At 62.3% G+C, this 25235-nt stretch carries 24 protein-coding genes; 19 read left to right on the top strand and 5 right to left on the bottom strand.

Features of this window, described 5'->3' with window-relative positions; translation table 11 throughout:
- The first annotated feature begins 11 nt into the window (after positions 1–11).
- The 10 genes from NJU76_RS13615 (at position 12) to NJU76_RS13570 (ending at position 11735) form a co-directional block, all read left to right on the top strand.
- Entirely contained in the window at positions 12–746 is a 735-nt protein-coding gene (locus tag NJU76_RS13615; RefSeq protein ID WP_254529579.1) for a TOBE domain-containing protein, read from the top strand.
- 283 nt (positions 747–1029) lie between these two features.
- A complete protein-coding gene (locus NJU76_RS13610; protein WP_254529576.1) occupies positions 1030–1482 on the top strand; it encodes a universal stress protein in 453 nt (150 codons plus the stop codon).
- A 103-nt stretch (positions 1483–1585) separates the two neighbouring features.
- Positions 1586–2086 (top strand): universal stress protein, encoded by a 501-nt coding sequence (locus NJU76_RS13605; RefSeq protein WP_254529574.1) that lies wholly within the window; start codon positions 1586–1588, stop codon positions 2084–2086.
- Positions 2087–2227: 141 nt separating this feature from the next.
- Entirely contained in the window at positions 2228–4222 is a 1995-nt protein-coding gene (gene acs / locus NJU76_RS13600; protein ID WP_254529572.1) for an acetate--CoA ligase, read from the top strand.
- Positions 4223–4346: 124 nt separating this feature from the next.
- Complete coding sequence (locus NJU76_RS13595) at positions 4347–6623, top strand: bacterio-opsin activator domain-containing protein (protein ID WP_254529570.1); 2277 nt, start codon at positions 4347–4349, stop codon at positions 6621–6623.
- A 312-nt stretch (positions 6624–6935) separates the two neighbouring features.
- Positions 6936–8912 carry an acetate--CoA ligase gene (acs, locus tag NJU76_RS13590; protein ID WP_254529569.1) on the top strand — a complete coding sequence of 659 codons (1977 nt, stop codon included), beginning with the start codon at positions 6936–6938 and terminating at the stop codon, positions 8910–8912.
- Positions 8913–8965: 53 nt separating this feature from the next.
- Entirely contained in the window at positions 8966–9409 is a 444-nt protein-coding gene (locus NJU76_RS13585; RefSeq protein ID WP_254529567.1) for a DUF4212 domain-containing protein, read from the top strand.
- Entirely contained in the window at positions 9406–11088 is a 1683-nt protein-coding gene (locus NJU76_RS13580) for a sodium:solute symporter family transporter (RefSeq protein WP_254529565.1), read from the top strand. Before NJU76_RS13585 ends, NJU76_RS13580 begins: the two co-directional genes overlap by 4 nt.
- A gap of 2 nt (positions 11089–11090) precedes the next feature.
- On the top strand, positions 11091–11549 hold the full coding sequence (locus tag NJU76_RS13575) for a universal stress protein (protein ID WP_254529563.1): 459 nt from the start codon (positions 11091–11093) through the stop codon (positions 11547–11549).
- Between the two features lie 27 nt (positions 11550–11576).
- On the top strand, positions 11577–11735 hold the full coding sequence (locus NJU76_RS13570; RefSeq protein WP_254529561.1) for a hypothetical protein: 159 nt from the start codon (positions 11577–11579) through the stop codon (positions 11733–11735).
- Positions 11736–11779: 44 nt separating this feature from the next.
- Here the strand turns inward: NJU76_RS13570 and NJU76_RS13565 are convergent, their stop codons facing one another.
- Both NJU76_RS13565 and NJU76_RS13560 read right to left on the bottom strand, forming a co-directional pair.
- Positions 11780–12001, bottom strand: a complete 222-nt coding sequence (locus tag NJU76_RS13565) for a DUF8119 family protein (RefSeq protein ID WP_254529559.1) — start codon at positions 11999–12001, stop codon at positions 11780–11782.
- A 121-nt stretch (positions 12002–12122) separates the two neighbouring features.
- Entirely contained in the window at positions 12123–12599 is a 477-nt protein-coding gene (locus NJU76_RS13560) for a cupin domain-containing protein (protein ID WP_254529557.1), read from the bottom strand.
- 450 nt (positions 12600–13049) lie between these two features.
- Between NJU76_RS13560 and NJU76_RS13555 the strand changes: the two genes are divergently transcribed.
- Together NJU76_RS13555 and NJU76_RS13550 are read left to right on the top strand one after the other, a co-directional pair.
- The gene (locus tag NJU76_RS13555; protein ID WP_254529555.1) at positions 13050–13616 is read left to right on the top strand and encodes a tRNA (cytidine(56)-2'-O)-methyltransferase; all 567 of its coding nucleotides are present in this window, start codon (positions 13050–13052) and stop codon (positions 13614–13616) included.
- A gap of 101 nt (positions 13617–13717) precedes the next feature.
- Positions 13718–14107 carry a hypothetical protein gene (locus tag NJU76_RS13550; RefSeq protein WP_254529553.1) on the top strand — a complete coding sequence of 130 codons (390 nt, stop codon included), beginning with the start codon at positions 13718–13720 and terminating at the stop codon, positions 14105–14107.
- Between the two features lie 516 nt (positions 14108–14623).
- Here NJU76_RS13550 and NJU76_RS13545 read toward each other — a convergent pair.
- Positions 14624–15922, bottom strand: coding sequence for an RICIN domain-containing protein (locus tag NJU76_RS13545; protein ID WP_254529551.1), 1299 nt, complete (start codon positions 15920–15922; stop codon positions 14624–14626).
- A 331-nt stretch (positions 15923–16253) separates the two neighbouring features.
- Here NJU76_RS13545 and tfe point away from each other — a divergent pair, with 331 nt between their 5' ends.
- Genes tfe through NJU76_RS13530 form a run of 3 tightly spaced genes read left to right on the top strand, consistent with a single transcriptional unit; the run spans position 16254 to position 18257 of the window.
- Positions 16254–16778 carry a transcription factor E gene (tfe, locus tag NJU76_RS13540; protein ID WP_254523249.1) on the top strand — a complete coding sequence of 175 codons (525 nt, stop codon included), beginning with the start codon at positions 16254–16256 and terminating at the stop codon, positions 16776–16778.
- Entirely contained in the window at positions 16778–17476 is a 699-nt protein-coding gene (locus tag NJU76_RS13535; RefSeq protein WP_254529549.1) for a DUF2110 family protein, read from the top strand. Before tfe ends, NJU76_RS13535 begins: the two co-directional genes overlap by 1 nt.
- A 1-nt stretch (position 17477) precedes the next feature.
- Entirely contained in the window at positions 17478–18257 is a 780-nt protein-coding gene (locus tag NJU76_RS13530) for a DUF5803 family protein (RefSeq protein WP_254529547.1), read from the top strand.
- A 58-nt stretch (positions 18258–18315) separates the two neighbouring features.
- On the opposite strand, the gene NJU76_RS13525 is transcribed toward NJU76_RS13530, so the two are convergent.
- Complete coding sequence (locus NJU76_RS13525; protein ID WP_254529545.1) at positions 18316–18489, bottom strand: hypothetical protein; 174 nt, start codon at positions 18487–18489, stop codon at positions 18316–18318.
- Positions 18486–18644, bottom strand: a complete 159-nt coding sequence (locus NJU76_RS13520) for a hypothetical protein (RefSeq protein ID WP_254529543.1) — start codon at positions 18642–18644, stop codon at positions 18486–18488. Before NJU76_RS13520 ends, NJU76_RS13525 begins: the two co-directional genes overlap by 4 nt.
- A gap of 385 nt (positions 18645–19029) precedes the next feature.
- Here NJU76_RS13520 and NJU76_RS13515 point away from each other — a divergent pair, with 385 nt between their 5' ends.
- The 4 genes from NJU76_RS13515 (at position 19030) to NJU76_RS13500 (ending at position 25208) form a co-directional block, all read left to right on the top strand.
- A complete protein-coding gene (locus tag NJU76_RS13515) occupies positions 19030–19794 on the top strand; it encodes a chemotaxis protein CheW (RefSeq protein WP_254529541.1) in 765 nt (254 codons plus the stop codon).
- A 137-nt stretch (positions 19795–19931) separates the two neighbouring features.
- A complete protein-coding gene (cheY, locus tag NJU76_RS13510; RefSeq protein WP_254529539.1) occupies positions 19932–20294 on the top strand; it encodes a chemotaxis protein CheY in 363 nt (120 codons plus the stop codon).
- Positions 20291–21520, top strand: coding sequence for a chemotaxis-specific protein-glutamate methyltransferase CheB (cheB, locus tag NJU76_RS13505; RefSeq protein WP_254529536.1), 1230 nt, complete (start codon positions 20291–20293; stop codon positions 21518–21520). Before cheY ends, cheB begins: the two co-directional genes overlap by 4 nt.
- A complete protein-coding gene (locus NJU76_RS13500) occupies positions 21513–25208 on the top strand; it encodes an Hpt domain-containing protein (protein ID WP_254529534.1) in 3696 nt (1231 codons plus the stop codon). The genes cheB and NJU76_RS13500 overlap by 8 nt, the downstream gene beginning before the upstream one ends.
- The last annotated feature ends 27 nt before the right edge of the window (positions 25209–25235 follow it).

Below are 25235 nucleotides of genomic sequence, written 5' to 3'. Positions count from 1 at the left end.
CCCAGACGACCATGGAAAAAGAGTTCGACCCCTACCTTCGAATCGACGACGTGATCGTCGATCGCAGCGACGTCGAAATGCTTCGTGCGATCGACGATTGTGGCTCGCTGTCCGGTGCGGCCGAGGCGCTCGAGCGCTCGTATCCGCGCCTCCAGCAGCGCGTGGTGGCGCTCGAGGAGGCGATCGGGCCCCTGGTCGAGCGCACCCGCGGCGGGGCGGATGGGGGCGGCAGTTCCCTGACGGGGGCCGCTTGGAGTCTCCTCGAGCGGTTCGACCGACTGGTCGCGGCCTACGAGGGCGTCGCCCGGGTCGACGAAACGGTCCTTTCGGGACCGATCGTCGACCGAGACGGTGAACTCGCGACCGTCGAGACCGCCGCCGGGGCGATCCTCGCTGTCGTTCCCGCCGACACCCGGACCGCCGCGGTGACGATCCGATCCGACGCCGTCAGTCTTCACTCCCCCAGTGACGCGCCACCGGCCGGGGGGACCAGCGTCCGAAACCGCTTCCCCGGAACCGTTACCTGGCTCGAGGCTGGTGACGCCGTCGCTCGAGTGGGGGTCGCGCTCGGAAACGGATCGAATCTCGACGACGAAGCGGTCCCGGAACTCGTGGCGCTGGTCACTCGCCGGAGCGTCGAGGCACTGGGACTCGAGTCCGGTCGGTCGATCGTCGCCTCGGTGAAGGCAACTGCAGCCCGTGGCATTGCGATCGAGGACCACGACGGAAGCGGCCACGACAGGTGACCGTCCGAACGGACGCGATTTCGTTATTTCGTCCGTTTGTTCGTTCCGTTTGTTCGTTCTGTGTTTGTTCGTTCTGTGTTTGTTCGTTCTGTGTATCGTTACGCGCCCGCGAACGCGCGGACGTTCTGACCGCAACGGACAACGTGGCCACGATCAACGACCCCCGCTGAGGCGCTTTCGTTCCACTGGGAGCGTCCTACTCGAGGGCGCAATCGGGTCCGTTCGCTCGCCAGCGGGGCACGCGGGGCACAGTTCTTTCTCGCGGCGTCCCATACCGGCGAGCATGTACGATTCCATTCTGGTCGCGACCGACGGGAGCGAAACCGCGAAGACGGCGGTGACCCACGGTGTCGAACTCGCGAGGCAATTCGACGCAGCCCTGTACGGGATCACCGTCGTCGACGATCGGACCGCCTACGACACCGGAATCGTCGATCCTGATGAGGTCGAGCAACACCGTCGGAAACGGGCAGCGGACTGGCTCGAGGATCTCGAGGCAGCGGCAGCGGATGCCGATGTGGCCGTCGAAACGACGATTCGAACCGGTGTCCCCCACGAGGAAATCCTCGAATACGCCGCCGAGATGGATATCGACGTGATCGTCGTCGGCGCTCGTGGCCGATCGTCGTTCAAAGGCGCCCTGCTCGGTAGCACGGTGGACCGGGTCGTCAGGGTGGCAGATCGCACGGTTCTGGTCGTTGGGAACGCGAGCGAGTCGTCCTCCGGAGCGGACTGAAGACGGGCGACAGGACGAGCGATACCGACGGAAAATGCCGGCACGGACGGCGGGCAGTGATGGAGGGAGAACATTTACCTTCGCTGTCGTGTGAGCTAGACGTATGTCACTCCTCGTACCCTTCGACGGCTCGGAGTTGGCGACGCAAGCACTGGAACGGGCGTCGACGTTCGGCGACTTACTCGACGAGGAAGTCGTCGTGGCAACTGTCATTCCGGACGACGCCGGGTACGCGCGGGACCGAGGCTGGATCACCGAGGGCGAACCGTTCGATTCGGAAGCGATCGCCGAGGGAATGCAGCGTCGCGCCAGCGACGTCGAACCGGCGGCGACCGTTCGTATCGAGCGAGTGAGTTCGGAGGAGCCAACTGCGACCTCGACGACGAACGTCGTTCGCGAGATTCGGCGGATCGCCGGCGAAATCGACGCGTCGGTCGTCTTCATCGGCTCCGAAAACGCCGGGTCGGTCATCGCACCCCAGTCGAGCGTCGGGAGCCCCGTCGCGAACGACCAGCGCTACGACGTCTACGTGGTTCGCGAACCGGGCAACGACGTCGACCCGGCGGAGCTGACCGATATCGATTCGACGCAAACCGAACTCTAACGGTGTGGGCGACTGGCGGAATCACTCGCGTTGGACGGGGACGGCTTGCCTATTGTGCGTGCATGGTGATCACGAATTGCACACGGCATGGCGATTTGGAGGAACGCTTATTCCTTTGACCAACTACGGTTCGCACGAGATATGGACGATCGGAACGGGTGGGACCAAGATACCACACGATCGACGGGCACCACCCACAGCCCACCACAATCGTTCGTCGAGCAGGCGAACGTATCGGATCCGGGCATTTACGAGGCGTTCGAAGAGAACAGGCCGGCGTGCTGGGAACGAGCGGCCGACCTCCTCTCGTGGGACGACGAGTACGAAACCGTCCTCGAGGACGAGGACCCGCCCTTTTACCGGTGGTTCCCCGATGGCCGGCTGAACGCGGCGTACAACTGTCTGGACCGCCACCTCGAGGCGGGCCGGAAGAACCACGCCGCCATCCGCTGGGAGGGAAAGCAAGGCGAGCGCCGGACCTACACCTATCGGGATCTGTACGTCGAGGTGAACGAATTCGCGGCAGCCCTGCGGGAACTCGGCGTCGAGGAAGACGACGTCGTCACGGTCTACCTGCCGATGATCCCGGAACTACCGATCGCGATGCTCGCCTGCGCCCGCATCGGCGCACCGCACAGCGTCGTCTTCGCCGGGCTCTCCGCCGACGCACTCGCGACCCGAATGGAAGCCGCTGACAGCGAGTACCTCGTCACCTGCGACGGCTATTACCGCCGTGGTGACGCCTTCAACCAGAAGAGCAAGGCCGACAACGCCCGAATCGGCCTCGAGCAGAACGTCCAGACGGTCGTTGTCGATCGGCTCGGCGACGACCTGCCCCACGTCCTCGGTGAGGACGAGTGGGACTACCACGAGCTTCGCGACGAGTTCGCGAGCGAAACCGTCGAGCCGGTCTCCCGCGAGGCGGAGGACATGCTGTTTCTAATGTACACATCGGGGACGACAGGCGAGCCGAAGGGCGTCGTCCATGCGACCGGCGGCTATCTCGCCCACGTCGCGTGGACGAGTCACGCCGTACTCGACGTGAAACCTGCCGACACGTACTGGTGTGCTGCCGACATCGGCTGGATCACCGGCCACTCGTACATCGTGTACGGCCCGCTCACTCTCGGAACGACGACTGTGATGTACGAGGGAACGCCCGACTATCCGGACCGAGATCGGCTCTGGGAGATCGTCGACCGGAACGCCGTCGATATCTTCTACACCGCGCCGACGGCCATCCGCGCGTTCATGAAGTGGGGCTCGGAGTACCCCGACCAGCACGATCTCTCGAGTCTCCGCTTGCTCGGGACGGTCGGTGAGCCGATCAGCCCCCGTCCTTGGAACTGGTACCGCGACACCGTCGGCGGCGGCGACTGTCCCGTGGTCGATACCTGGTGGCAAACCGAGACCGGGGCGGTGGCAATCTCGACGTTGCCAGGGATCGACGACATGAAGCCCGGATCCGCCGGTCCGGCCTTGCCAGGAATCGACGTCCAGATAGTCGACCAGGCCGGCGACGAGGTCGCGCCAGGGGAGGCGGGTTATCTCACCATTACCCGTCCGTGGCCGGGGATGGCCAGAACGCTGTACGATACCGACGAGCAGTTCGTCGCGGAGTACTGGCGGCGGTTCTCCGACCCCGACACCGGAGAGTGGCGCTATTTCAGCGGCGATACGGCCAGGATCGACGAGGACGGCTACATCACCGTCCTCGGGCGGGTCGATGACGTGATTACCGTCTCCGGCCATCGCCTGGGAACGATGGAAATCGAGAGTGCGATCGCCGACGTCGATGGCATCGCCGAGGCAGCGGTCGTCGGCCGTTCGAACGAGACCGGTGACACCGAAGTTTACGCGTACGTGAGTACGGAGCGCAACCGCGACGCAAATGCGGCCGTTCGACGAGCTATTTTCGAAAATATCGAGTCGGCGATCGGATCGATCGCGAGACCCGAAGCAGTGGTCTTCACGCCGGAACTCCCCAAGACGCGCTCGGGCAAGATCATGCGCCGTCTGCTCGAGGACGTCGCCAACGGGGAGGAACTCGGCGATACGAGTGCGCTCCGTAATCCCGAAATCGTCGGCGAAATTCAGGCCGAAATCGAAGCCGACGGCGGCGGCCGGAGAAGCTGATTTCGCCCAATCAATTATTGCGAAGCGAACCTTTCGCGTCCGGTCAGCGTTCAAACCGTCGAATTGTGATAGAACCGGCCTTGAGTCGATACAGTTATGTTCGCCTCTTCAGAATGAGCGAACCATGAGCCTCGAGGGGGCTGACGCGTCAGTGCTGACGCAACGGGAATACCAATCGTTCCTCGACGCCGCCGAGACCTACCGCGAGGCGCTGGTGCTTCGACTCTGTGCGAATGTAGGGCTCCGACCACCCGAACTAACGCGACTCACGGTCGACGACGTAGAGCAGGTTCGCATCGACCCGCCCCGATATCTGGTCCGGGTTCCGGACGGTGACGGCGGACGAGACCGGACTGCGTATTTGCCGACCCACGTCGAACGAGAACTCCGGCGGTACGCCCGTAGCAACGACCTCTCGCCCGACGACCCGATTTTCACCGTTACGCCTCGTCGGCTCCAGATGCTCGTCTCGGACGTCGCCGATCGGGCGAGCGACCTGTTCGACGATCCGAGTCTCACCGACGTTTCCACCAGCGATCTCCGGCAGTATTTCGCTCACAGGGCGCTGGTCGAACACGACGTCAACCCCCGTGTCGTCAAGGCATCGGGTGGCTGGCGGAGCTTCGAAGCCCTCGAGGCCTATCTGGCGGACCCGACGGATACCGAGATCGTCGACGCCTTCGGCGCCGTGGAACGCCCCTCTAGACCCCGCTCCGGGGAGCCGTGGTCCGGTCCCGCGGTGAGCGACGATAGCGTCGTCCGTCTGTTGCTCGCTGCCAGCGACCGGTACGCGCTCGTACGTCTCGATCCAGACGGCTACGTCGAGCGCTGGAACCGCAGCGCGGCCGCGATGTTCGGCTATCGTGCCGGGGAAATCGTCGGCACGCACGTCTCTGCGTTTTATCCCGAGGACGAGGTGACCGAGGGTGAGCCAGAACGGGCCCTCTCGGCGGCCCTCGAAGAGTCCGGCACCGAAACCAACGGTTGGCGCGTCCACAAGGACGGCTCGCTGTTTCGTGCGACCGAAGTCATTTCGCTGCTTCGGGACGACCGAGGCCGTCACCGCGGCTTCGCCGTCTTCGTGCGCGACGTCACGGCCGCTCACGAAGAACTCGAGGCCGCGCGCGAGCGTCGTGACGAACTCGCGGACCGGTACGCGGTCGCCCGGTGCCACCGAAACGTCACTCGCGCCTTGCTCGAATCGAACGATCACGAAGAAATCGAGACGAAGACGTGTACAGCGCTCGTCGACGGACGGACATACAACTTCGCCTGGATCGACCGGGCGACAGTGGTGGATCAGGGCCGGGAGTGGCGGGCATCCAGCGGGATCGAGCCGAACGCTGTCGAGCAAGTGGTTCCCGACGAGTGGGGTGAGGGTGCCCCGTCCGTCGACGCCGATCCGCTCGAGCGAACCCCGAGCGGTGACGGTGAGCCTCGCGCAGGAAACCCGATCAAGGACCACCCGATGTCGGACGTCGGCGAACGGCGAGGCCAGGGGGTCACCGTCACGGGGGACGTCACGGCGACGATCGACGGCGACGAGTTCGAGGGGGCCCTCGCGCGAGTGTCCCTTGCCTCCGGCGATACCGTCTACGGGACGCTCTCGGTCGCGACCGACCGCCGTGGGGCGTTCGAAGACGACGAGCGCGAGTGGCTCGAGACGATCGGCAACCAGATTGGCTACGCCATCGCGGCAGTTCGCCGGCGGAACCTCTTGCTATCGGATCGAGTGACCGAACTCGAGATTACCTGTCGCGACGATCGCTCCTTCTTCGTCGTGGCATCGCGGCGGCTCGACTGCCGGTTCGAACTCGACTCGCTGGTCCCGCTCGGGGAATCGACCCAGCTCTACTACGTGCGTCTCGAGGGGGCGTCGCCGGAGGACGTCTTCGAACTGGCCGAAGACGAACCGGGAATCGTGGACCGGCGACTCGTCGAGACCAACGAGGACGGCTGTCGCGTCGAGTTCGTCATCGAGGGATCCTGTCCGGTCGTCACGCTCAGCGAGTACGGCGTCACGATCCACGAGGCAGTTTTCGAAGACGGGGTGGCGACCATCATAGGTGACTGTGCGGCCGACGCTGACCTCCGGACCCTCGTCGACGGTCTCCGCGCTGCGTTCCCCGACTCGAAATTGGTCGGCAAACGCGACGTCGAACGGGCCGTCCAGACCGCACGCGAATTCCGCGAAGGCCTCGAGGATCGGTTGACCGACCGCCAGGAGGCGGCGCTCCGGGCAGCCTATTTCGGCGGCTACTACGACTGGCCACGAGAGAGTACAGCCGAGGAAGTCGCCGACGCGATGGGGGTTTCATCGCCGACGTTGCACAACCACTTGCGAAAGGGGCAACACGAATTGCTTCGGACGTTCTTCGATGAACCGGATCACTCACAGTGACACGGTACTTACAGCTATCGGGTTCCGAGCAGAGATGATCGAGCGGCGACCGTGAAAGAACGGTTCCGGACCGAACCAATACTAGGTCTCTAGATGTCCCTCCTAATTCTCTTCTCCGTGCGAGAAGAGCTGGATCTATCGCGACGAAATCTTCGGTGAAAGTGATTGTTTTTAATATATATTAACAGGAAAATATGTATATCAGGGTTGAATATATTCATTATCTGTTATGAAAAGCCGCGTGAATCGGATCGATTTTGCACAGCTAGAGGTTGGCTTTACTATGATCCTTGTTGACTGGTGGTACGTACCATGTCACAGGACGACGCCAGTCTCGAGGCGCGACTCGAAGAACAGGAGGCCTTCGAGCCTCCCGAGTCGTTCGTCGAGCAGGCAAACGTCACGGATCCGGGGATCTACGACGAGTTCGAGGAGAACTGGCCGGAGTGTTGGGAGCATGCTGCCGACCTCCTCTCGTGGGACGACGAGTACGATACCGTCCTCGAGGACGGAAACGCTCCGTTCTACGAGTGGTTCACCGGTGGGAGGCTCAACGCGTCGTACAACTGTCTCGACCGGCACGTAGAGGACGGAGCCGGTGACAGTACGGCGATCGAATGGGAAGGTGAACTCGGCGAAACGCGAACGTACAGTTACGCGGAGTTGTTGGACGAGGTCGGGGACTTCGCCGCGACGCTCCGGAATCTGGGGGTCGACGAAGACGACGTCGTCACGCTGTACATGCCGATGATTCCAGAACTGCCGATCGCGATGCTCGCCTGCGCCCGCATCGGCGCACCGCACAGCGTCGTCTTCGCTGGCTTTTCGGCCGACGCGCTCGCAACGCGGATGAACTCGGCCGACAGCGAGTATCTGGTCACCTGCGACGGGTACTATCGCCGCGGCGACGCGCTCGACCACATCTCCAAAACGAACGAGGGACTCGAGGGCGTCGACCACGAGGTGTCGGACGTCGTGGTCGTCGACCGGCTGGGCGACGACCTGAAGCACGACCTCGGGGACAACCAGCACGATTACGACGAACTGGTGGCCGACCACGAGGGCTCGTCGGTCGAGCCGGTCTCGCGGGACGCCGAGGATATGCTGTTCCTGATGTACACGTCGGGAACGACCGGCCAGCCGAAGGGAGTCAAACACACGACCGGCGGCTACCTGGCGTACACTGCCTGGACGAGCCACGCCGTCCTGGATATCGAGGCCGACGACACGTACTGGTGTTCGGCCGACATCGGCTGGATTACGGGCCACTCGTACATCGTCTACGGGCCGATGGCGCTCGGAACGACGACAGTGATGTACGAGGGGACGCCCGACTACCCTGACAAGGACCGGCTGTGGGAAATCGTCGAGAGAAACGAAGTCGACATCTTCTACACCGCGCCGACGGCCATCCGCGCGTTCATGAAGTGGGGCTCGGAGTACCCCGACCAGCACGACCTCTCGAGTCTCCGCTTGCTCGGGACGGTCGGTGAGCCGATCAACCCACGCGCGTGGAAGTGGTATTACACCAACATCGGCGACGAAGCGTGTCCGATCGTCGACACCTGGTGGCAGACGGAAACCGGCGGCATGATGATCACGACGCTGCCGGGAGTCAACATCATGAAGCCGGGTTCGGCCGGTCCGCCGTTACCGGGTATAGACGCCCGTGTCGTCGACGCGCAGGGCGAAGAAGTCGAGGCCGGCCAGGCCGGCTACGTCACGGTCAACAATCCGTGGCCCGGCATGCTCCGAACGCTGTACAACAACGACGAGCGGTTCATAAACGAGTACTGGCAGGAGTACTCCGATGAAGAGGCCGACAAGTGGGTCTACTTCCCCGAGGACGGCGCGAAGATCGACGACGATGGGTACATTACAATTCTCGGGCGGGTCGACGACGTGATCAATGTCTCCGGCCACCGCCTCGGGACGATGGAGATCGAATCAGCCGTCGTCGGGGTCGAAGGAGTCGCCGAAGCCGCCGTCGTCGGCGGCGAACACGAGGTCAAAGGCGAAGCCGTCTACGTCTACGCCATCCCCGAAGATGGCTACGAACCCACCGACGATCTCCAGGAGCGCGTCGTCGACGGTGTCCTCGACTCCATCGGACCGATCGCGAAGCCGGAAGACGTGATCTTCACGCCCGAGCTCCCCAAGACGCGCTCGGGCAAGATCATGCGCCGTCTGCTCGAGGACATCGCAAGCGGGAACGACCTCGGCAACACGTCGACGCTGCGCAATCCGGAGGTCGTCGACGATATCGCTGATCAGGTGTCGAGCGACTGACCACGATCAGATTTTCGAGAAGACACGAACCAAACAACACAATTCACGTCAACATGCCAGATAATAACAACCAAAATTCGACCGAGAAACGGACCGCAACCGACGGTGGTGTCGCCGGGCAACCCGGTCAGGCCCACCAAAACACGGACTATCTCAACGCGGAAGTAAACCTCTTGAAGCCGAGTACGCTGTTCATGCGTGATCACCTGCGCGTGGTCTGGACGGGCTTTGCGATCTGGTTCGTCATCGTTTTCGGGCCAGTGACGCTGACGCGGCTAGCGCCTGGCGTCATGACGAGTCAGATCCCGGTGATCGGCTTTCCGCTGCACTACTTGCTCGTCGCCATCGGCGCTCCGACCGGCGCGCTGATCCTCTCGTTCTGGTACGCGCGCAAGCGGGACGCACTGGACCGGAAGTACGGTATCGAGCAGACGGCGACCGAGGAAACCGGTCACGGCGGAGAACCCGCAGTGACCGACGGGGGTGAGAACGAATGACGGGGGTTGCAAGCGTCGTCCTGCAGAGCGGGCTCCTTCCAGAGGGGCTGAACGTCTCGTTCAAATTGGGGCCGGCCATCCTGGTTCTTGGGATGCTGTTGCTATTCCTCGCCATCGGCGTCGTCTTCCGCGTGGCCGATACCGAGAATATGTGGGTCGCCGGCCGATCGATCGGGAACATCGAAAACGGGATGGCGATCGGTTCCAACTGGATGTCGGCCGCGTCCTACCTCGGGATGGCGGCGCTGATCGCGCTGTCGGGCTTCTACGGCCTGGCGTTCGTCGTCGGCTGGACGACCGGGTATTTCATCCTGTTAATCTTCATGGCCGCGCAGTTGCGCCGGTTCGGCAAGTACACCGCGCCGGACTTCGTCGGCGACCGCTTCAATTCGGACGCTGCACGCGCGATCGCGGCCGTGACGACGTTCCTCATCGGGTTCGTCTACGCCATCGGCCAGGCCCGCGGCATGGGGCTGGTCGGGCTGTACATCTTCGGCGACATCGGCCTGCCGGGGCTGACCGGCTACCAGTCGATGGTCGTGTTCATGATGGCCATCACAGTCGGCTATCTCACCATCTCGGGCATGCTGGGCGCGACCAAGAACATGGCCGTGCAGTACGTCATCCTCATCTCCGCGTTCGTCCTCGGCCTCTACGTCGTCGGCTTCACGCAAGGGTACTCGACGCTGCTTCCCCAAGTTGAGTACGGAATGCTGATCAGCGAACTCGGGAGCGAGTTCAGCGAGCCGTTCGTCAGCGGGAGCTACTACCTGTGGATCGCGACGTGTTTCTCGCTGATCGTCGGGACGTGCGGGCTCCCGCACGTGCTGGTTCGATTCTACACGGTCGAGAGCGAACGAACCGCCCGATGGTCGACGGTCTGGGGGCTGTTCTTCATCTGCCTGCTATACTGGAGCGCCCCCGCGTTCGCCGCGTTCGGCACCGACCTCTTCTCGGAGAACGTCGGTGCGGTCTACGGCGACCCCGGGATGAGCAGCGCAGCCGGTGACGTCATCGTCGTCCTCGCGGCGCAGTTGGCGGAGCTTCCACAGTGGTTCGTCGGCCTCGTCGCGGCCGGCGGTATCGCCGCGGCGATCGCGACGGTCGCCGGCCTGTTCATCGCGGGCTCGTCGGCCATCTCGCACGACATCTACACGAACATCGTCAACCCCGACGCGACCCAGCGCCAGCAGGTGCTGGTCGGTCGTCTGAGCATTGTCGCGCTCGGCGTGCTGACGACGGTCGCCGCGCTGAACCCCGCAGCACCCATCGCCGCACTGGTCGCGTACGCGTTCTCGCTCGCCGGCTCCGTGCTGTTTCCGATGTTCTTCCTCGGCATGTGGTGGGAGAACACGAACCGTCTCGGGGCGCTGGCCGGGATGCTCACTGGACTCGGAATCTGGGGCATCTCGATGATTAACGAAGTCCTCCCGACGTACATCGGTAACGGCGAGCCGTACGTGTCGGCGCTCGCACAGTGGATGCCCGCAATCGGTTCCGCGCTGATCGCCGTCCCGATCGTCTTCGCCGTCACTATCGTCGTCTCGATGGTGACCGCCGAGCCGGACATGGAGACGAAACGGATCGTCCGTCAGTGTCACAGTCCCGAACCGATGACTCGCCAGCAGACCGCCGAAGACGTCGTTACCGACGGGGGCCAGACCCCCTCGGATGACTGACAATGTACACACAGATACTCGTTCCCACGGACGGCAGCGAAACGGCCGAGGCGGCCGTCGACCACGCGCTCGATCTCGCCGATCAGTACGGGGCGACCGTTCACGCCCTGTACGTGGTCGACACGGACTCGATGAGTCTCACCCTCGGCGGCGAACAACTCGACCGCATCGAACAGGGGCAATACGGTGAAATGGAGGAGGTCCGCGAACACGCCGATCGGGCGACCGGTTACGTCACCGACCGCGCCCGAGAACGTGACCTCGAGACCGTCGAGCACGTTTCGGCGGGCAAACCCCACTCGCTGATCGCGAACTACATCGAGGACAACGATATCGACCTCGTCGTAATGGGGTCGCACGGCCGCTCGGGGATCAGACGAGCGTTGCTCGGAAGCGTCACCGAACGGACGCTCCGATCGACGCACGTGCCAGTTCTCGTAGTCGACGTCGAGAACGACTAGCGGATCGCTGGCAGCGGTTCGAATTTTTTGCGACGGTCACCCGTCGAGCGCCAGCCCGGTCGACGGGCGGTGCTGGTCTACATGCAGAGCAGGCCGAGTGTCTCGGGGACGTTCGAAAATCAGATATTTTCGGGACGAAGCGGAGCGACGTTCCGCGAAGCCCGCGAGACCGACGGTCTCGCGTGATGACGAGACGCTCCGCATCTCGAATTGCGTGGCTCCGAGGCGGTTCACTGTTCCTGCTGGGCGGTCGCGAGTTTGAAGCTCCAGATGAGTCCGAAATAGGCGGCGATTCCCGCGAGCATGAACATGTAATACGCCCAGGTCGGGCCGTCGAGGACGCGGAAGACGAGATCGACCGTCGTCACCCAGACGACCGCGAACGCCAGATCGGTCAGTATCCCCCACCGCTCTTCGCGTGCTGTCTCGAGCCACTCGCGAACTCCCGTCATCGAACCGTCACCCGCCTCCTGAAATCAGACATTGTGTGAGTCTTTCGCAGGGGCTCGAAAAAGCCTGTCGGAGGCGCGCTCCGGGATGCACGCTCGAGCGCGTTCTGTCCTCACTTCTCGACTACTCGTCCCAGTACGCCGTCTCGTCGTCGATGTTGTAATAGCCGTGGAAGGTCCGTTCGTCGCGGCCGCCCGGTGGCGAGCCGACGAAGACGCCGAATTTGTCCATCTCGGGGTACACAGTGACGTCTGGTTCGTTCATCGTCGACAGCGCCAGATACCGAAGCATCTCGTCGGCGTCGTTGACGATCCGGTGGCCGCCGCTCTCGTCGGCCGGCAAGGTTACGTAGTCGCCCGTCGTCAACGTCACGAGACCGTCCTCGGTTTCGAGTTGCCCGTCGCCCGAGAGCACGTAGATCGCCTCCTCGTTCGCCGTGTGATAGTGATAGGGCCACGACCGCATCCCCGGCGGGAGTTCGTAGAGGCTGCACCCGAGGTCGGTGGCGTCGACAGCGCTCGAGAGTTCCTTTCTACGGAATGACGTCTCCTCGCGGTCGTACTCCGTCCATTCAACGGTCGATTCGTTCGTCTTCTCCATACGGTGTCTCACTCCGCTCGAGCTATTATCGTTCGGTGTGTTTCGTCGGCCACCTTCGTAATCGATGCCTCAATGCGTCTGCGACTTGGTCGTTTCAGCTCACGAGGAGACGGACTGCCCTGCCTCGTCGGTGCATTTCAACCGGTCTGGCGTGGACCATCGGCCATCCGCTGCAAGAACTATTTCCCCGTCGTCGGTGTTCCGCGACCGTCGAATTCCCCGACCGGCGAATAACGGTCGGCCGATCCGATCGCACCAGCACCGCCGGAAACGGCCCGCAGTATGGACGCTGACCGTGCCCGTGCTCGCCGTGGCGGTCTGTCTCGTTTCGCTGAGACTCCTACCGACGGGATGCCTTCGCGGGGAATCGGTCGGAAGACGAAACTCGCGTTCGCGGTGAAATGAGCGGAAAACGAAACCCCCTAACCCCGCGCGAGAGTGGATTCGAGCATGCACGACGATAGCGAGGTGGCCGTCCTCCGGCTCGGCCACCGACCCGGTCGGGACGAACGGATGACCACACACGTCGGCCTGACCGCCCGGGCGCTCGGTGCCGACCGCGTCCTCTTTCCCGACAACGCCGGTCAGTCCCTCGAGACGGTGACGGACATCACCGACCGGTTCGGCGGCCCGTTCGCGGCCGAATGTACCGACTCACCCCACGGCGTCATCCGCAACTGGGAGGGGCGGATCGTCCACCTCACGATGTACGGCGAACGCATTCAGGACGTCGAAGCCGACATTCGGACGGCCCACACGTCCGACGGCGACGCGCTGTTGCTGGTCGTCGGCTCCGAGAAGGTCTCGTTCGACGTCTACGAGGAAGCTGACTGGAACGTCGGCGTCACGAACCAACCGCACTCCGAAGTCGCGGGACTCGCCGTCTTTCTCGACCGGTTGTTCGAGGGACGAGAACTCGACCGCGACTGGGCTGACGCCGATCGACGCGTGATCCCGATGGAGACCGGCAAGCGGGTCGAATCGATCGACGAAGACTCCGGATCTGACGCGGCGTAGCGAGTCAGGCCGTCGATCGGCCGCGGAGAGGGGCGTTCCGGCTCGTTTGCTCGCGAAGAGCCGTCCGGACGTACCCCCGCCGGTTCGGGAGTGCCTTCGTCGTGTTCGGCCTCCGCCTCGAGGGAGTCGAGCGTGGCCTCGAGTTCGTCGGCCGTCTCCCGCCGTTGCTCGACCGTTTCCTCGTCTACATCCTCGTCGTTTACGTCGTGATCACAGATGCTCAAGTGGCCCTCGTTCTCCCTCGCTTCCTCGAGACGCATTCGCACGTCATCGCTCGGATCGAACGACTCTGCCCCGCGCCGTTCGAGAACGTGATCGGCGAACGTGTCGGCGCCCTCGGCGACGAGTGCAGCCGTGTAACGGAACCGCTGTGCGCTCTCTGTCCCCTCACCGACATGTTCAAGTTTGGCGACATCCTCATGGGCCTCGAGAGCAGACTCGTCGACGCCCGCGGCGAGGACCGATCGACCTGGTCGTCGGAATCGAGATAGCCGGCGACAAACGGTACCGAAAACGATATTTCCCGAGATTCTCGACGTCGAAATCGACTGCTTCGTTGATTCGGTACTGGTCGTGACGCGGGAGGTCGGTCGACGAAATATGGGTGTCCATCTCGCGGTCACGAGAGAGTTCGTACTCGGGGCCGGAGACGGTTCCCTCCGCGATCATCGCCTGGTCGACCTCGTAGAACTGTTCGTTGCGCTCGACGTACGTCAGCCAAGCAAGAGATTGTCGTTACGACCGACCGTTCGCTTCGATTGTAGCGACTGCTGGGAAGCATCGTTCGAAGCGGAGCGCTCGCTACGAGACCGCGAGTCAGTAACCAACGACAGCGTGTGCCGCGAGAGGGACTCGAGAAGCTATCCTGACGAAGAAACGGGGCCCGACGGTATTTTTGCGGCACCAATACGCACTCACGCTACTGTCTGAGTATCGACCCGGGCAGCATACGACTATTGCCGAGAACCGGCGGGGCGACGCGCGGGCGGTCGAATACCCCTGCCGACTCACCAGTTGGCGACGACGTGGTGCATGCAGCCGTCGCGCTTGAAGTACTCACAGTGCGAGCCGACGTCGTCGGAGACGTCGTGATCGTAGTAGTTGCCGGGCGTCCAGCCCTCGGCACCGGAGTACCCCAGTGCATCGTCCCACTCGCCGACCTCGTAGATGACGTCGAGGACGCCGTCGTTGTAGCTGTGGTAGTTGTGTACTTCGCCCGCAGCGTTCTGGACGCCATCGGCCCAGGTGTCCTCGATGGAGTCGTGGTCGACCGCGCCGCCCACCAGGTCGAGGGTGGCGATTCGCTTCCCGTGATCGGCCAGCCGATTCAGCGCCGTTAGCGTCATCATCGCACCCAGGGAGTGGCCCATGACACGAATCGTCACGTTCGGGTTCCGGTCGATGAACCCCGAGAGCCAGTCGCCGAAGTAGTTCCCGGCGTTCTTGGCCTCGTCCTTGGCACCCCACCAGTTCAATGTCTTGGAATCGTACTTGTTGCCGATGACGGGGACGTTCACGCCCTCGTTCCTGAGGGCGTCCTCTGCCGTGTAGGCCTGGTCCTGGGCAGTGCCGCCGATTTCCTCGAGCCACCCGTGCGTGAAGATGACCAACGTCCCGTCGTTGTCGACGAACTCGGGAGTCCACTGCTGGTTCTCGCCGCCCCACCAGTCCCACTGGAAGATTTTGGTGCCGTTATCGCCTTCGTAGTTGTCGGCATCGACCACCTTGCCGCTGTGTTGGGCTTCGAGTCTGAGGTCACCGTTGCCGTCCGTGAGGACGATGTCGAACTTCTGGTTGTCGTTGTCCAACCACTCCCACTGGTGGACGTTCGCGCCGTCGTTCTGGGAGGCGGCTTCCACATCCAACACTTTTCCGCTGTGCTGGGCGGTCAACCGCCAGCCATCACCGACCCACTCGATCTGCCACTTCTGGTTGTCGCCGCCGACCCAGTCCCAGAGGTGGACGTCGGCCCCGTTGTCGGTGGACGCCCCTTCGACGCTCATCACTTTGTCCGGGTAGTCCGAATTCACGAGACGGTAGGTCATCCCGCCCCGAACGCTGTTGAGGCGTCCGTAGTACAGGTGGGGGTAGCCGGTCCAAGCGTCGAGGTAGTCGCCGCAGCTGAGCGCCGCCGCGTTCCCGGAGAACGCCGCGATACCGGTCGTCGCTGCCACGGTCGTTCCGGCGAGCTTCAGGACCTTCCGTCGTGCGGGGCCGTTGCCCCCGCTGTCGTCGGCCGCCGAGTGGCCCGCGATTGAGTCCGCCTTCGATTCCATTGATGATGGTAGTGTGTTAGGGTTTGTCATTCACAAGCACCGTCCGTAAACTATGTATATAATTATTAAAAATTTTGGATTGGCCACGATGTTCAATATGGACGTTCCGGAGTGCCGTGCTCGACGGCAGTCGGATCCGGTACTTCGTCGCTGAACAGCCCGCCACTCGAATCGAAAGCGGTGTTCGTATTTACAGTTGGAACCACCGTTCCATCGGATCGTCACGAGTCACTGTCTTGCTCGGTACAGACCCATTCTGGTTCTGAGGACGGTGACGGTAGTGACCGAGGTCGCTGCCGAGTCCCGCGCTACCGCGGACAGTTGACAAGATTTAATGGCCGGATGGCGTTATAGATAGGTAATGGCTTTTGAGGACCTGCTCGAGGACCCGGTGATCCAGAAATATTTGCACGAGCTGGTCGGTCCCAAGGGGATGCCCGTCGCGGCGGCACCCCCGGACGGGGAGGTAACCGACGAGGAGCTCGCGGAAGAACTCGACCTCGAGTTGAACGACGTACGGCGGGCGCTGTTTATACTCTACGAGAACGATCTCGCCAGCTATCGGCGGCTGCGCGACGAGGATTCGGGGTGGTTGACCTACCTGTGGACGTTCGAGTACGACAACATTCCGGAGAACTTAGAAGAGGAGATGTACCGCCTCCACGAGGCGCTCGAGGACCGACGGGAGTACGAGCGAAATCACGAGTTCTACCTCTGTGAAATCTGTTCGATCCGGTTCGAGTTCGGCGAGGCGATGGATTTCGGGTTCGAATGTCCCGAATGCGGATCGCCGCTCGAATCTATGGACAACAACCGGCTGGTCACTTCGATGGACGACCGCCTCGACGCCCTCGAGGACGAACTCAACATCGACGCCGACGCCTGATGGTCGTACTCGCAACCAAACTATACGTGGAGGGAGATGCTCGCGAGCGGGCGCTCGATTCCCTCCGCTCACTGGTCGACAACCAGATCGGCGACCTCGACGTCGAGTTCGAACTCGGCGTGCGTCACGACGACTTTCCATCCGTGACGATCGAGGGCGACGATGCCACTGTCGCTCGCAACGTCCTTCGGGAGGAATTCGGCGAAATCGTTCCCGGTCTCGAGGTCGGAGAGAGCTACGTCGGAACCCTCGAATCGTGGGACGATGCGGGGTTCGTTCTCGATGCCGGGCAGGCGATTCGAATTCCGACCGACGAACTCGGACTCGGACCCGGGTCGGCGACGCAGATCCGCGAGCGGTACGGGCTCGTCCAACACGTGCCGTTGCAGTTCGTATACGGTGGCGAGGTCGACACGAACGCCGGCGGGAACGATGCCCCATCGCGGCTCGCGGACGCCGAACGGGACCGACTCTACGAGTGGACCCGCGGGGCCGGTCGACTCAACGTCAACAGCGCCACCCGTGCGGAAGTGCGAGCCACGCTCAACCGTGCAGGCCACGCACAGGACTACGTCACCGTCGAGCGACTCGGGCTGCTCGAGCAGAGTGTGATCTGTACAGAGGACACCGACCCGCCCGGCCTGCTGGCGAGCGTCGGCGAGTATCTCCCCGCCGAACTCCGGTGTGTCGTGCCATAGTATGAATCGACGACTCGTTTGGGCCGTGATCGCGGTTGCCTTGCTCACGATGGGAGCGGGGTGTTCGTCGATCCTCGGCGGCGTTTCGGACGAGCAACTCGACCGGGAACAGGACTACAGCGACCTCCGTGAGACCGACGCGGATGTGAGTATCGATATCGACGATGGGAATCTGATTCGCGGTGGCGAGTACCGAGCGGTCTACGACCTCAACGGGACGAAAGAACTGTCACTCTCGAAATCGACGATCTATCGAGACGAACCACTGCAGATCCACAGCGTCCGTTACTGGTACCCGAACGGTACCGAGCTAACGGGCTCGGAACTCGAGGTCGAGCAGGGGCGCTCGGCCACCACTGTAACGGTGCCCGACGAAAACGGCACGCTCGCCTTTTCCGGTGCAGCCAGCCGAAAAACGTTCAGATTCCCAACATACGTCGCGGGATCGTACCAGGTGACGCTCCCTGACGGGCACCGAACGACGAACTTCCTGTTCGGGGACGTCTCACCGAGCGGCTACGAACGCGAGGTCGTCGACGACCAGGAGCGACTCACCTGGGACGACATGGAGGCAGACAGTACGATCTCGTTGCGGTACTACCTGGCCCGTGATATCCCACTGTTTCTCGGGTTCATCGGCGGCGCGCTCTTACTCGGGGGCGTCGGGATCGCGTACTATTATCGGCAGGTCAAACAACTGCAACGAGAGCGCGAAGAGTATGGCGTCGACGTCGATATCGACGACGATTCCGACGGCGGGCCGCCACCGGGACTGCGTTGATATCCTTCCCGCCCTGACGAGCGGAGCTTTTTGCGCGCGCCTCGACACTGACAGGTTGTCAGTCGTCCATCGTGCGCTCGTCGAGCCAGCCGTAATACCAGTCCTCGTCGATCGAGGTGTCGAGAACGAGCAGTTTCGGATCGGCGAGCCGATCCGACGTCCGCGAAGCGACGACCCGAAATCCGACGACCCTGACACGTCCACTGGCGACGGTGAGCGTCCCGGCGCTCACCGGGACCCTCGCACCCAAGAACGACGCATCGTCCGCGATGCCAAGACGAAGACGATCGACGCGGCCTCGACGCAATATCGACTCTTCTCGAGGTCGAAGGTGAGAACGGTGGCGCGTTCGTCGTCGATACCGGGGTCGTCCGAAGCCGATTCCATTCGCTGCGATGACTGGCGACACGGAGGACAGGTCTCCTGTACCGTAACACCAGCAAGGCGCGGACGGGAACGACCATCGCCTCGGAATCACCTCGAGTACCGCGGCTATGCGATTTTCGTTCAACGCCCGTTCGACGGCTAGTGTCGCGCCGACCCAGCCCGATCTGGGACCTGTATCGCTTCGTATCGAACCACCGGACCTCTGTACGCTTCGTATCTGCCCTCTTGAACCTCAATCCGCTTCGGCTCCCCACGAAGAGACCGAACGCAGCGGGAGGCTCCGATCCCGATCGAGCGGTTGTGACCGCGGACAGCGTGCGAGAGGTGCGGACGTTCTAGCGGGAGTCAACGTTTTATTGATGGGTCCTGATACACGACTAGGATCATGGTACCGGATCTCTCTGAAAAGTTCCTCGATATCGACGGCGCCGATCGGACCCGCGACGGGGATGGTAGGGAACGTGAGCGTGAGGATCTCGTTCGATTCGTCTTCGTCCGCATCGGCGATCACCGACTTGCAATTCCAGTCGACGCAGTCAGGACCATTACGGAACCGCCAGCATCGTTGACTCGAATCCCGCGGTCGCCTCCCGCGATCGAGGGGCTGATGGACCTTCGAGGGGAAATAACTGCGGTAGTTGACGCGCGCGTTCACTTTCCGGTGAACGAACCCAGGTCGGACAAGGAACGATTGCTCGTCCTCGACCGGCCGAGCGACCAGCAGTCGGCCGCGATCCGGATCGACGAAGTCGTTGGTGTCGAAACGGTTCCCGAGAGCGACGTGATCGACGGCGACGGGATCGAGAACAGCGAGTTTTCTGGTGACGCCCTCGACCACCCGCTCGTCGTCGCGCTCGTAACACAAGAACGAGGGCAGCGGGTCGACGGTAGTGACACAGTGGCCGACGGACCGGACGAAGAGCGTATCGAGTCGGACGCCGATGTCGGGACCGAAATCGGTGTCTCGACGGCGTTGACGTCGGTCCGAGAGACAGCCGGCAGGTTCGACGAACCGATAAGCGAAACGTTCGAAATTGAATCGGAAGAAGAGAACGACAAAACGGTGGACGATTCGCCACGGGAAGTCATCGTGGAGGCGACTGCGCTGATCGACGTCGACCGACTGTTGCTGGCGTCGGGTCAGGCCTGAGTGTCGTCCGATCGGCCAGATCACGAACGTACGTTGTGAGCGGTTTTCCGGGGCATATTCGACGGCTATCATGTCTGATAATCGAGAGACAGCATTTATGGTAGTTGTATCTCTATCAGAGTTTGGTGTACTACTGAATGTCGACAGGGGTGCTCATCGTAGACGACTCTCATTTTATGCGGAACCTACTTCGTCAGATCTTGGAGCAGGATTACCGCATCCTCGGAGAGGCGTCTAACGGAGCAGAAGCCGTTAAATTGTACAAAGAATACGATCCTGATATCGTCATGATGGACATCGTGATGCCGAAGTGCAACGGCATCAAGGCGACCGCGGCGATAAAAAAGATCGACCCGGACTCCCGCGTCATCATGTGTACGAGTGTCGGACAGCGTGAGAAAATGAAACTTGCCGTGAAGGCTGGTGCGGACGGTTACGTCACGAAGCCGTTCGAGGAACCCAGCGTCAGAAAGGCCCTTTCAGACGTCGTTGCGGCATGACGCGAGTACTCGTTGTCGACGACTCGAGGTTTATGCGGACAGTCATCGGCAACGCGCTCACCGAAGCCGGGTACGAAGTCAAAACTGCTGCGAACGGATCCGAAGGGGTCGAACTCACCGCCACGTTCGACCCGGACGTCGTGACGATGGACGTCGTAATGCCGGAGATGGATGGAATCGACGCCGTCGAACGGATCATGGCGACGAACCCGACCGTCCTTCTCATGCTCAGCGCCCACACCGAACGCGGCGCTGAGGCGACGCTCGACGCCCTGGAACGAGGGGCCGTAGATTTCATTCACAAGCCGGACGGCTCCGACTCGCGAAACATCGCGCATCTCACCAACGAAGTCGTCGAAACCGTCGACGAACTCGCAGAGGCACAAATCTCCTCGATGGCGCTCGCTCGTGCCGCCGCGACGAAAACGGATACGACGAGTAGTACCGGACGAACGACCACTGCCGGGACAGGGGCTGGCACCCAACCGGAGATTGGAAATGCCGTCGCCAGTGGTGGGGCGGACGCCCATTTCACGTGCGACAGCAAAGCGACCGATCCGGACGCACGTCCCGAAATCGAATCCGCATTCGGCGAACCCGCGGCCCCGATCACCGTCGGTGGTGACCGCGCGGACGCACCGACGGCTATCATCGGCGCCTCGACCGGCGGCCCGAAGATCGTCGAGCGGGTGTTCGAACGGCTGCCAGCCGATCTCGAGGCCAAAGTATTGGTCGTCCAGCACATGCCCCCAGAGTTTACGGTGCGGTTGGCCGAGCGTCTCGATTCGTTAAGCGCATACGATGTTAGCGAAGCGATGGACCGACAGCGACTCCAGTCCGGCGAGGCGGCGGTCGCGCCAGGCCACTCCCATCTCGAAGTAGCAAACAACGTCGGAGGAGCGTTACGCCTCCGACTCGACGATGGCGCCCGTATCCACGGCGTGAGGCCGGCAATCGACGTCACGATGACCAGTGCTGCCGACCGGGTTTCGGACGCGCTCTGTGGCGTCGTCTTGACCGGAATGGGTCGCGATGGCGCAGCTGGCATCGAAGCGATCAAGGCCGCTGGCGGGCGGACGATCGCACAGGACGAGGAGACGAGTCCGGTTTTTGGCATCCCCTGTCAAGCAATCGATACGGGCTGTGTCGATCGAGTCGCGCCCGCGAACGGCATCGTCGATGCAATCGTCGACGCGTTCACGACGGATGGTGAGAACGATGACTGATTATCTGACAGATTTCGTTCAGGAGAGCGAAGAACGGATTACGGAACTGAACAACGACTTACTCACGCTCGAGCGCGATCCGAACGACGAGGAGGCCATGGAGAACATTTTCCGAACCGCACACACCCTCAAGGGGAACTGCGGTGCGATGGGCCTCGAGTCAGCGAGCGATCTCGCCCATGCGATCGAGGATCTGTTGGACGCCATCCGCGCCGACGAACTCGACGTCACACCGGAGTTGATGGACGTCGTCTTCGACGCCGTCGACGAACTCGAGACGATGATCGACGAGGTCGCCCGTACGGGCACGATCGAGACCGATCCGTCGGCGACCATAACCGCCCTTCGGAATCACCTCGAGACCGATGCAACTGAGGCGGGAACCGGACTCGTCGCGCCGTCGGCCGACGAGATCGACGACGTGTGCTCGCGGTTCGATCCGCCGGCTGACGATGGACACGATGTCTATCTCACCCGGTTGGCGATCGCTGAGGAAGCGGGCGTCAACAACGGAAAACTGGTTGTCGACGCACTGATCGACGCGTTCGATCTGATCGGTACTGATCCGTCTCAGGATCGGATCGCGGCCGCCGACTACGACGGTCGCTTCGACGCCGTCTTCGGGACGCCTGTCGATAAAGCCGCTATCTCGTATGGCCTCGACCCGGTCGAACAGGTCGACGAGTTCGAGATCATCGACGTCACCGATCGGTTCGAGGGTGACGATGCGCCGGCCGCGGAACCGCACGTGGGCGAAACAGAGCGTGGTGAGGATATTACGTCCGAAGAGGCCCAGAACCTCGAAGTCAACGACCTTCTCGACGAGTTTTCCGAATTCGACGACCTGGACGAAATGGTCAAAGACATCGACGAAGAGGAACTGGCTGCGTTCGACGATATGGGCGATGCCGGTTCGTTCGACAATCTGCTGGAAGACGACGAGGTCGACCCACTCGAGTCCGAGTCGGGTGAACCGCCGGCACGTACTATCGACGAGGGAGACGAAGAGACGGCGTCCGAGTCAGAACCGGCTACTGCATCCAGCCCCGACCCGACTCCCGAAGACGGGACCACAGCGGACGACGATACAGCGTCCCAACCGGACGACCAAGTCGACGATGCAAGCGCGGTCTTCAACGAATTGAAAGACGAAGTCGAGATGGTCGGCTTCGACGAGTTGCAGGACGAACTTGCGGAACTCGAGTTCGAGGAGTTCTCTGACGAAGAAGAGGTCGATATGGACGAACTCCTCGGCGACGACATCGATGACGACTCGTTCCTCGACGAAACGGACCCGTCAGCGGGCGATGTCGATGACGGTCCGACTGACACGAGGGGCGATGACGAGGGCAGGGGTACCGATACCGCTGCACCGAGGGACGATGACGATAGTCCAGTCGATGCCGAAACCACGTACGAACCGGCGGCAGGCGGCCTCGATGCAACTCGGGCTTCGGATACCAACGGCGTCGAGGCTGGGGTCGATATTGACGACGTCGAGACACCGAAGGCAGGCCATTCCATCGATTCGACGCCGTCGACCGATTCAACGGACGAGCCAGTCGTGTCAGAATCCGACACTGTCGTGCCGACCGAGAAAGCGACCGAAGCGCCGGACGGAGACGAGACGATCGAGCGTGTTGCAGGCGAGGAGGCTGCCGTCGACGACGGAGTGACAGATGAGACCGACGCTGACGGTGCGTCTGTGGATGACACGGACACAGAGACGATCGCAGGGACCGACGAGACGGTCGGTGAGTCGATCGCGGACGATGCTGAAACCGACGATGGACAGTTCGACGTCGAGTCTGGTGTCGGCAGTGGGATTCCAGTTGACGACGGGTTCGACGAGACCGATGCCGCCGCCGACTTCGGTGCCGATTCGACCGAGTACGGCGCTCCGTCGGAAGCTGCCGAAACTGAACCGAGCGACGACGCTGTCGAATCCGGCGCAGCCGACGAGGCTGCCGACCCATTCGAAGCCGATGACGAAAGCGACCTCGAAACGGTCGATTCGGAGGACCAGGCGGAAACTGACGAAGAGACGACGAGCGAATCGTTCGGATCGGATATCGAAGACGCGTTCGATCCGACGGCAGCCGTTATGGGCGCAGCTGAGACCTCGGTAGACGATCCAGAGGTGTTCGACGACGAAGACGGCGACTTTACCGGATTCGACGACGATGGATTCGAGGATGATGGATTCGACGAATCGTCGGTGAGTACGGCTACTTCCGAGACGGAGACAGCGGACGAGGCCTTCGAGACCGGTTTCGACGATTCCTTCGACGAACAACTCGACGACGAAGTCTTCGCCGGAACCGAAGAGTTCGACGTCGGAAGGGGCGGACTCGATTCGCCAACGGTGGATTCGATCGGCAGCGGTGACTCGAGTCCCTCGTCTGAAGACTCGTTCGGCGACGATACGGGCGACACAGACGACGATTCCGAAGACGATGTCATTCGAATCGTCGAGGAGCCTGAACTGCCGATTCCGGATCTCTCAGTTCCGGAACCGACAGACCAGCCCGACGCCGAGGCGGAAACCGGCGAGATTCAATCAGTCCGGGTCGACGTCGACCAGATCGACTCGCTGCAGACACTCGTCGAGGGCCTGGTGACGAGTCGCGTCCGCCTTCGACATGCGGCTGAGGCCGATGACGACGACGCGGCGCTCGAAGCGGAACTCGATTCCCTATCGGATCTGACGACGGATCTCCAGGAAACGGTCATGAACATTCGACTGGTGCCGTTGCGGACGGTGACGAACCGTCTCCCGCGTGTCGTCCGCGACATCACCCGCGAACAGGACAAGGAAGTTGACTTCGAAATGGTCGGCGAGGACGTCGAACTCGACCGGAGTATTCTCGATCGAATTGGGGATCCGCTCATCCACCTGGTTCGTAACGCTGTCGACCACGGGATAGAGGGCCCCGAGGACCGCGAGAACGCGGACAAGCCCCGGGAAGGGATCGTCAGGGTCCATGCCGAACGGTCACGCGATCGTGCGACCATTACCGTCACTGACGACGGGTGTGGACTCGATCCCGACAGGCTTCGGTCTGAAGCCGTGGCGGCCGACATTATCGAGGAGGACGAAGCGAGCGCGTTGTCCGACGAGGACGTATACGAGCTCATCTTCCACTCCGGTCTTTCGACGGCCGCCGAAGTGACCGACGTGAGCGGTCGCGGCGTTGGGATGGACGTCGTCAAACGAACGATAGAAGATCTCGACGGGACGATTTCGATCGACAGTGAGTTGGGCGAAGGGACGACTGTCACGATGCAGCTCCCGGTGTCGGTCGCGATCGACGAGATACTGTTCGTCGAAAGCGGCGGCGAGGAGTTCGGCGTTCCGACGAAAGTGATCCGCGACATCGAGTCCGCTGCGTCACTCGAGACAGTCGGCGACGAATCTGTCCTCCCGAGCGAGGACGGCGACTACCCCGTCATCCAGCTGGCCGACGTCCTCGAGACACCGGTTCCGGGTATGAACGGCGAGGGAATGGTCGTCCGAATCCGCGGCGCAGTCCGCGAAGTGGCCCTGCACTGCGATTACATCCACGGTCAACAGGAAGTCGTCGTCAAACCCTACGAGGGGTTCATGAGCGACATTCCGGGTCTCAGCGGAGCGACAGTTCGGGGACGAGGGGAGGTAGTCAATATACTGGATGTGACGACACTATGAACGAACGCGAACACCAATACCGACGGA

It is taken from the genome of Natrinema gelatinilyticum (genome assembly GCF_024266705.1).
GTDB lineage: Archaea > Halobacteriota > Halobacteria > Halobacteriales > Natrialbaceae > Natrinema > Natrinema gelatinilyticum.
This window is presented reverse-complemented; position numbering and strand designations above follow the sequence as displayed.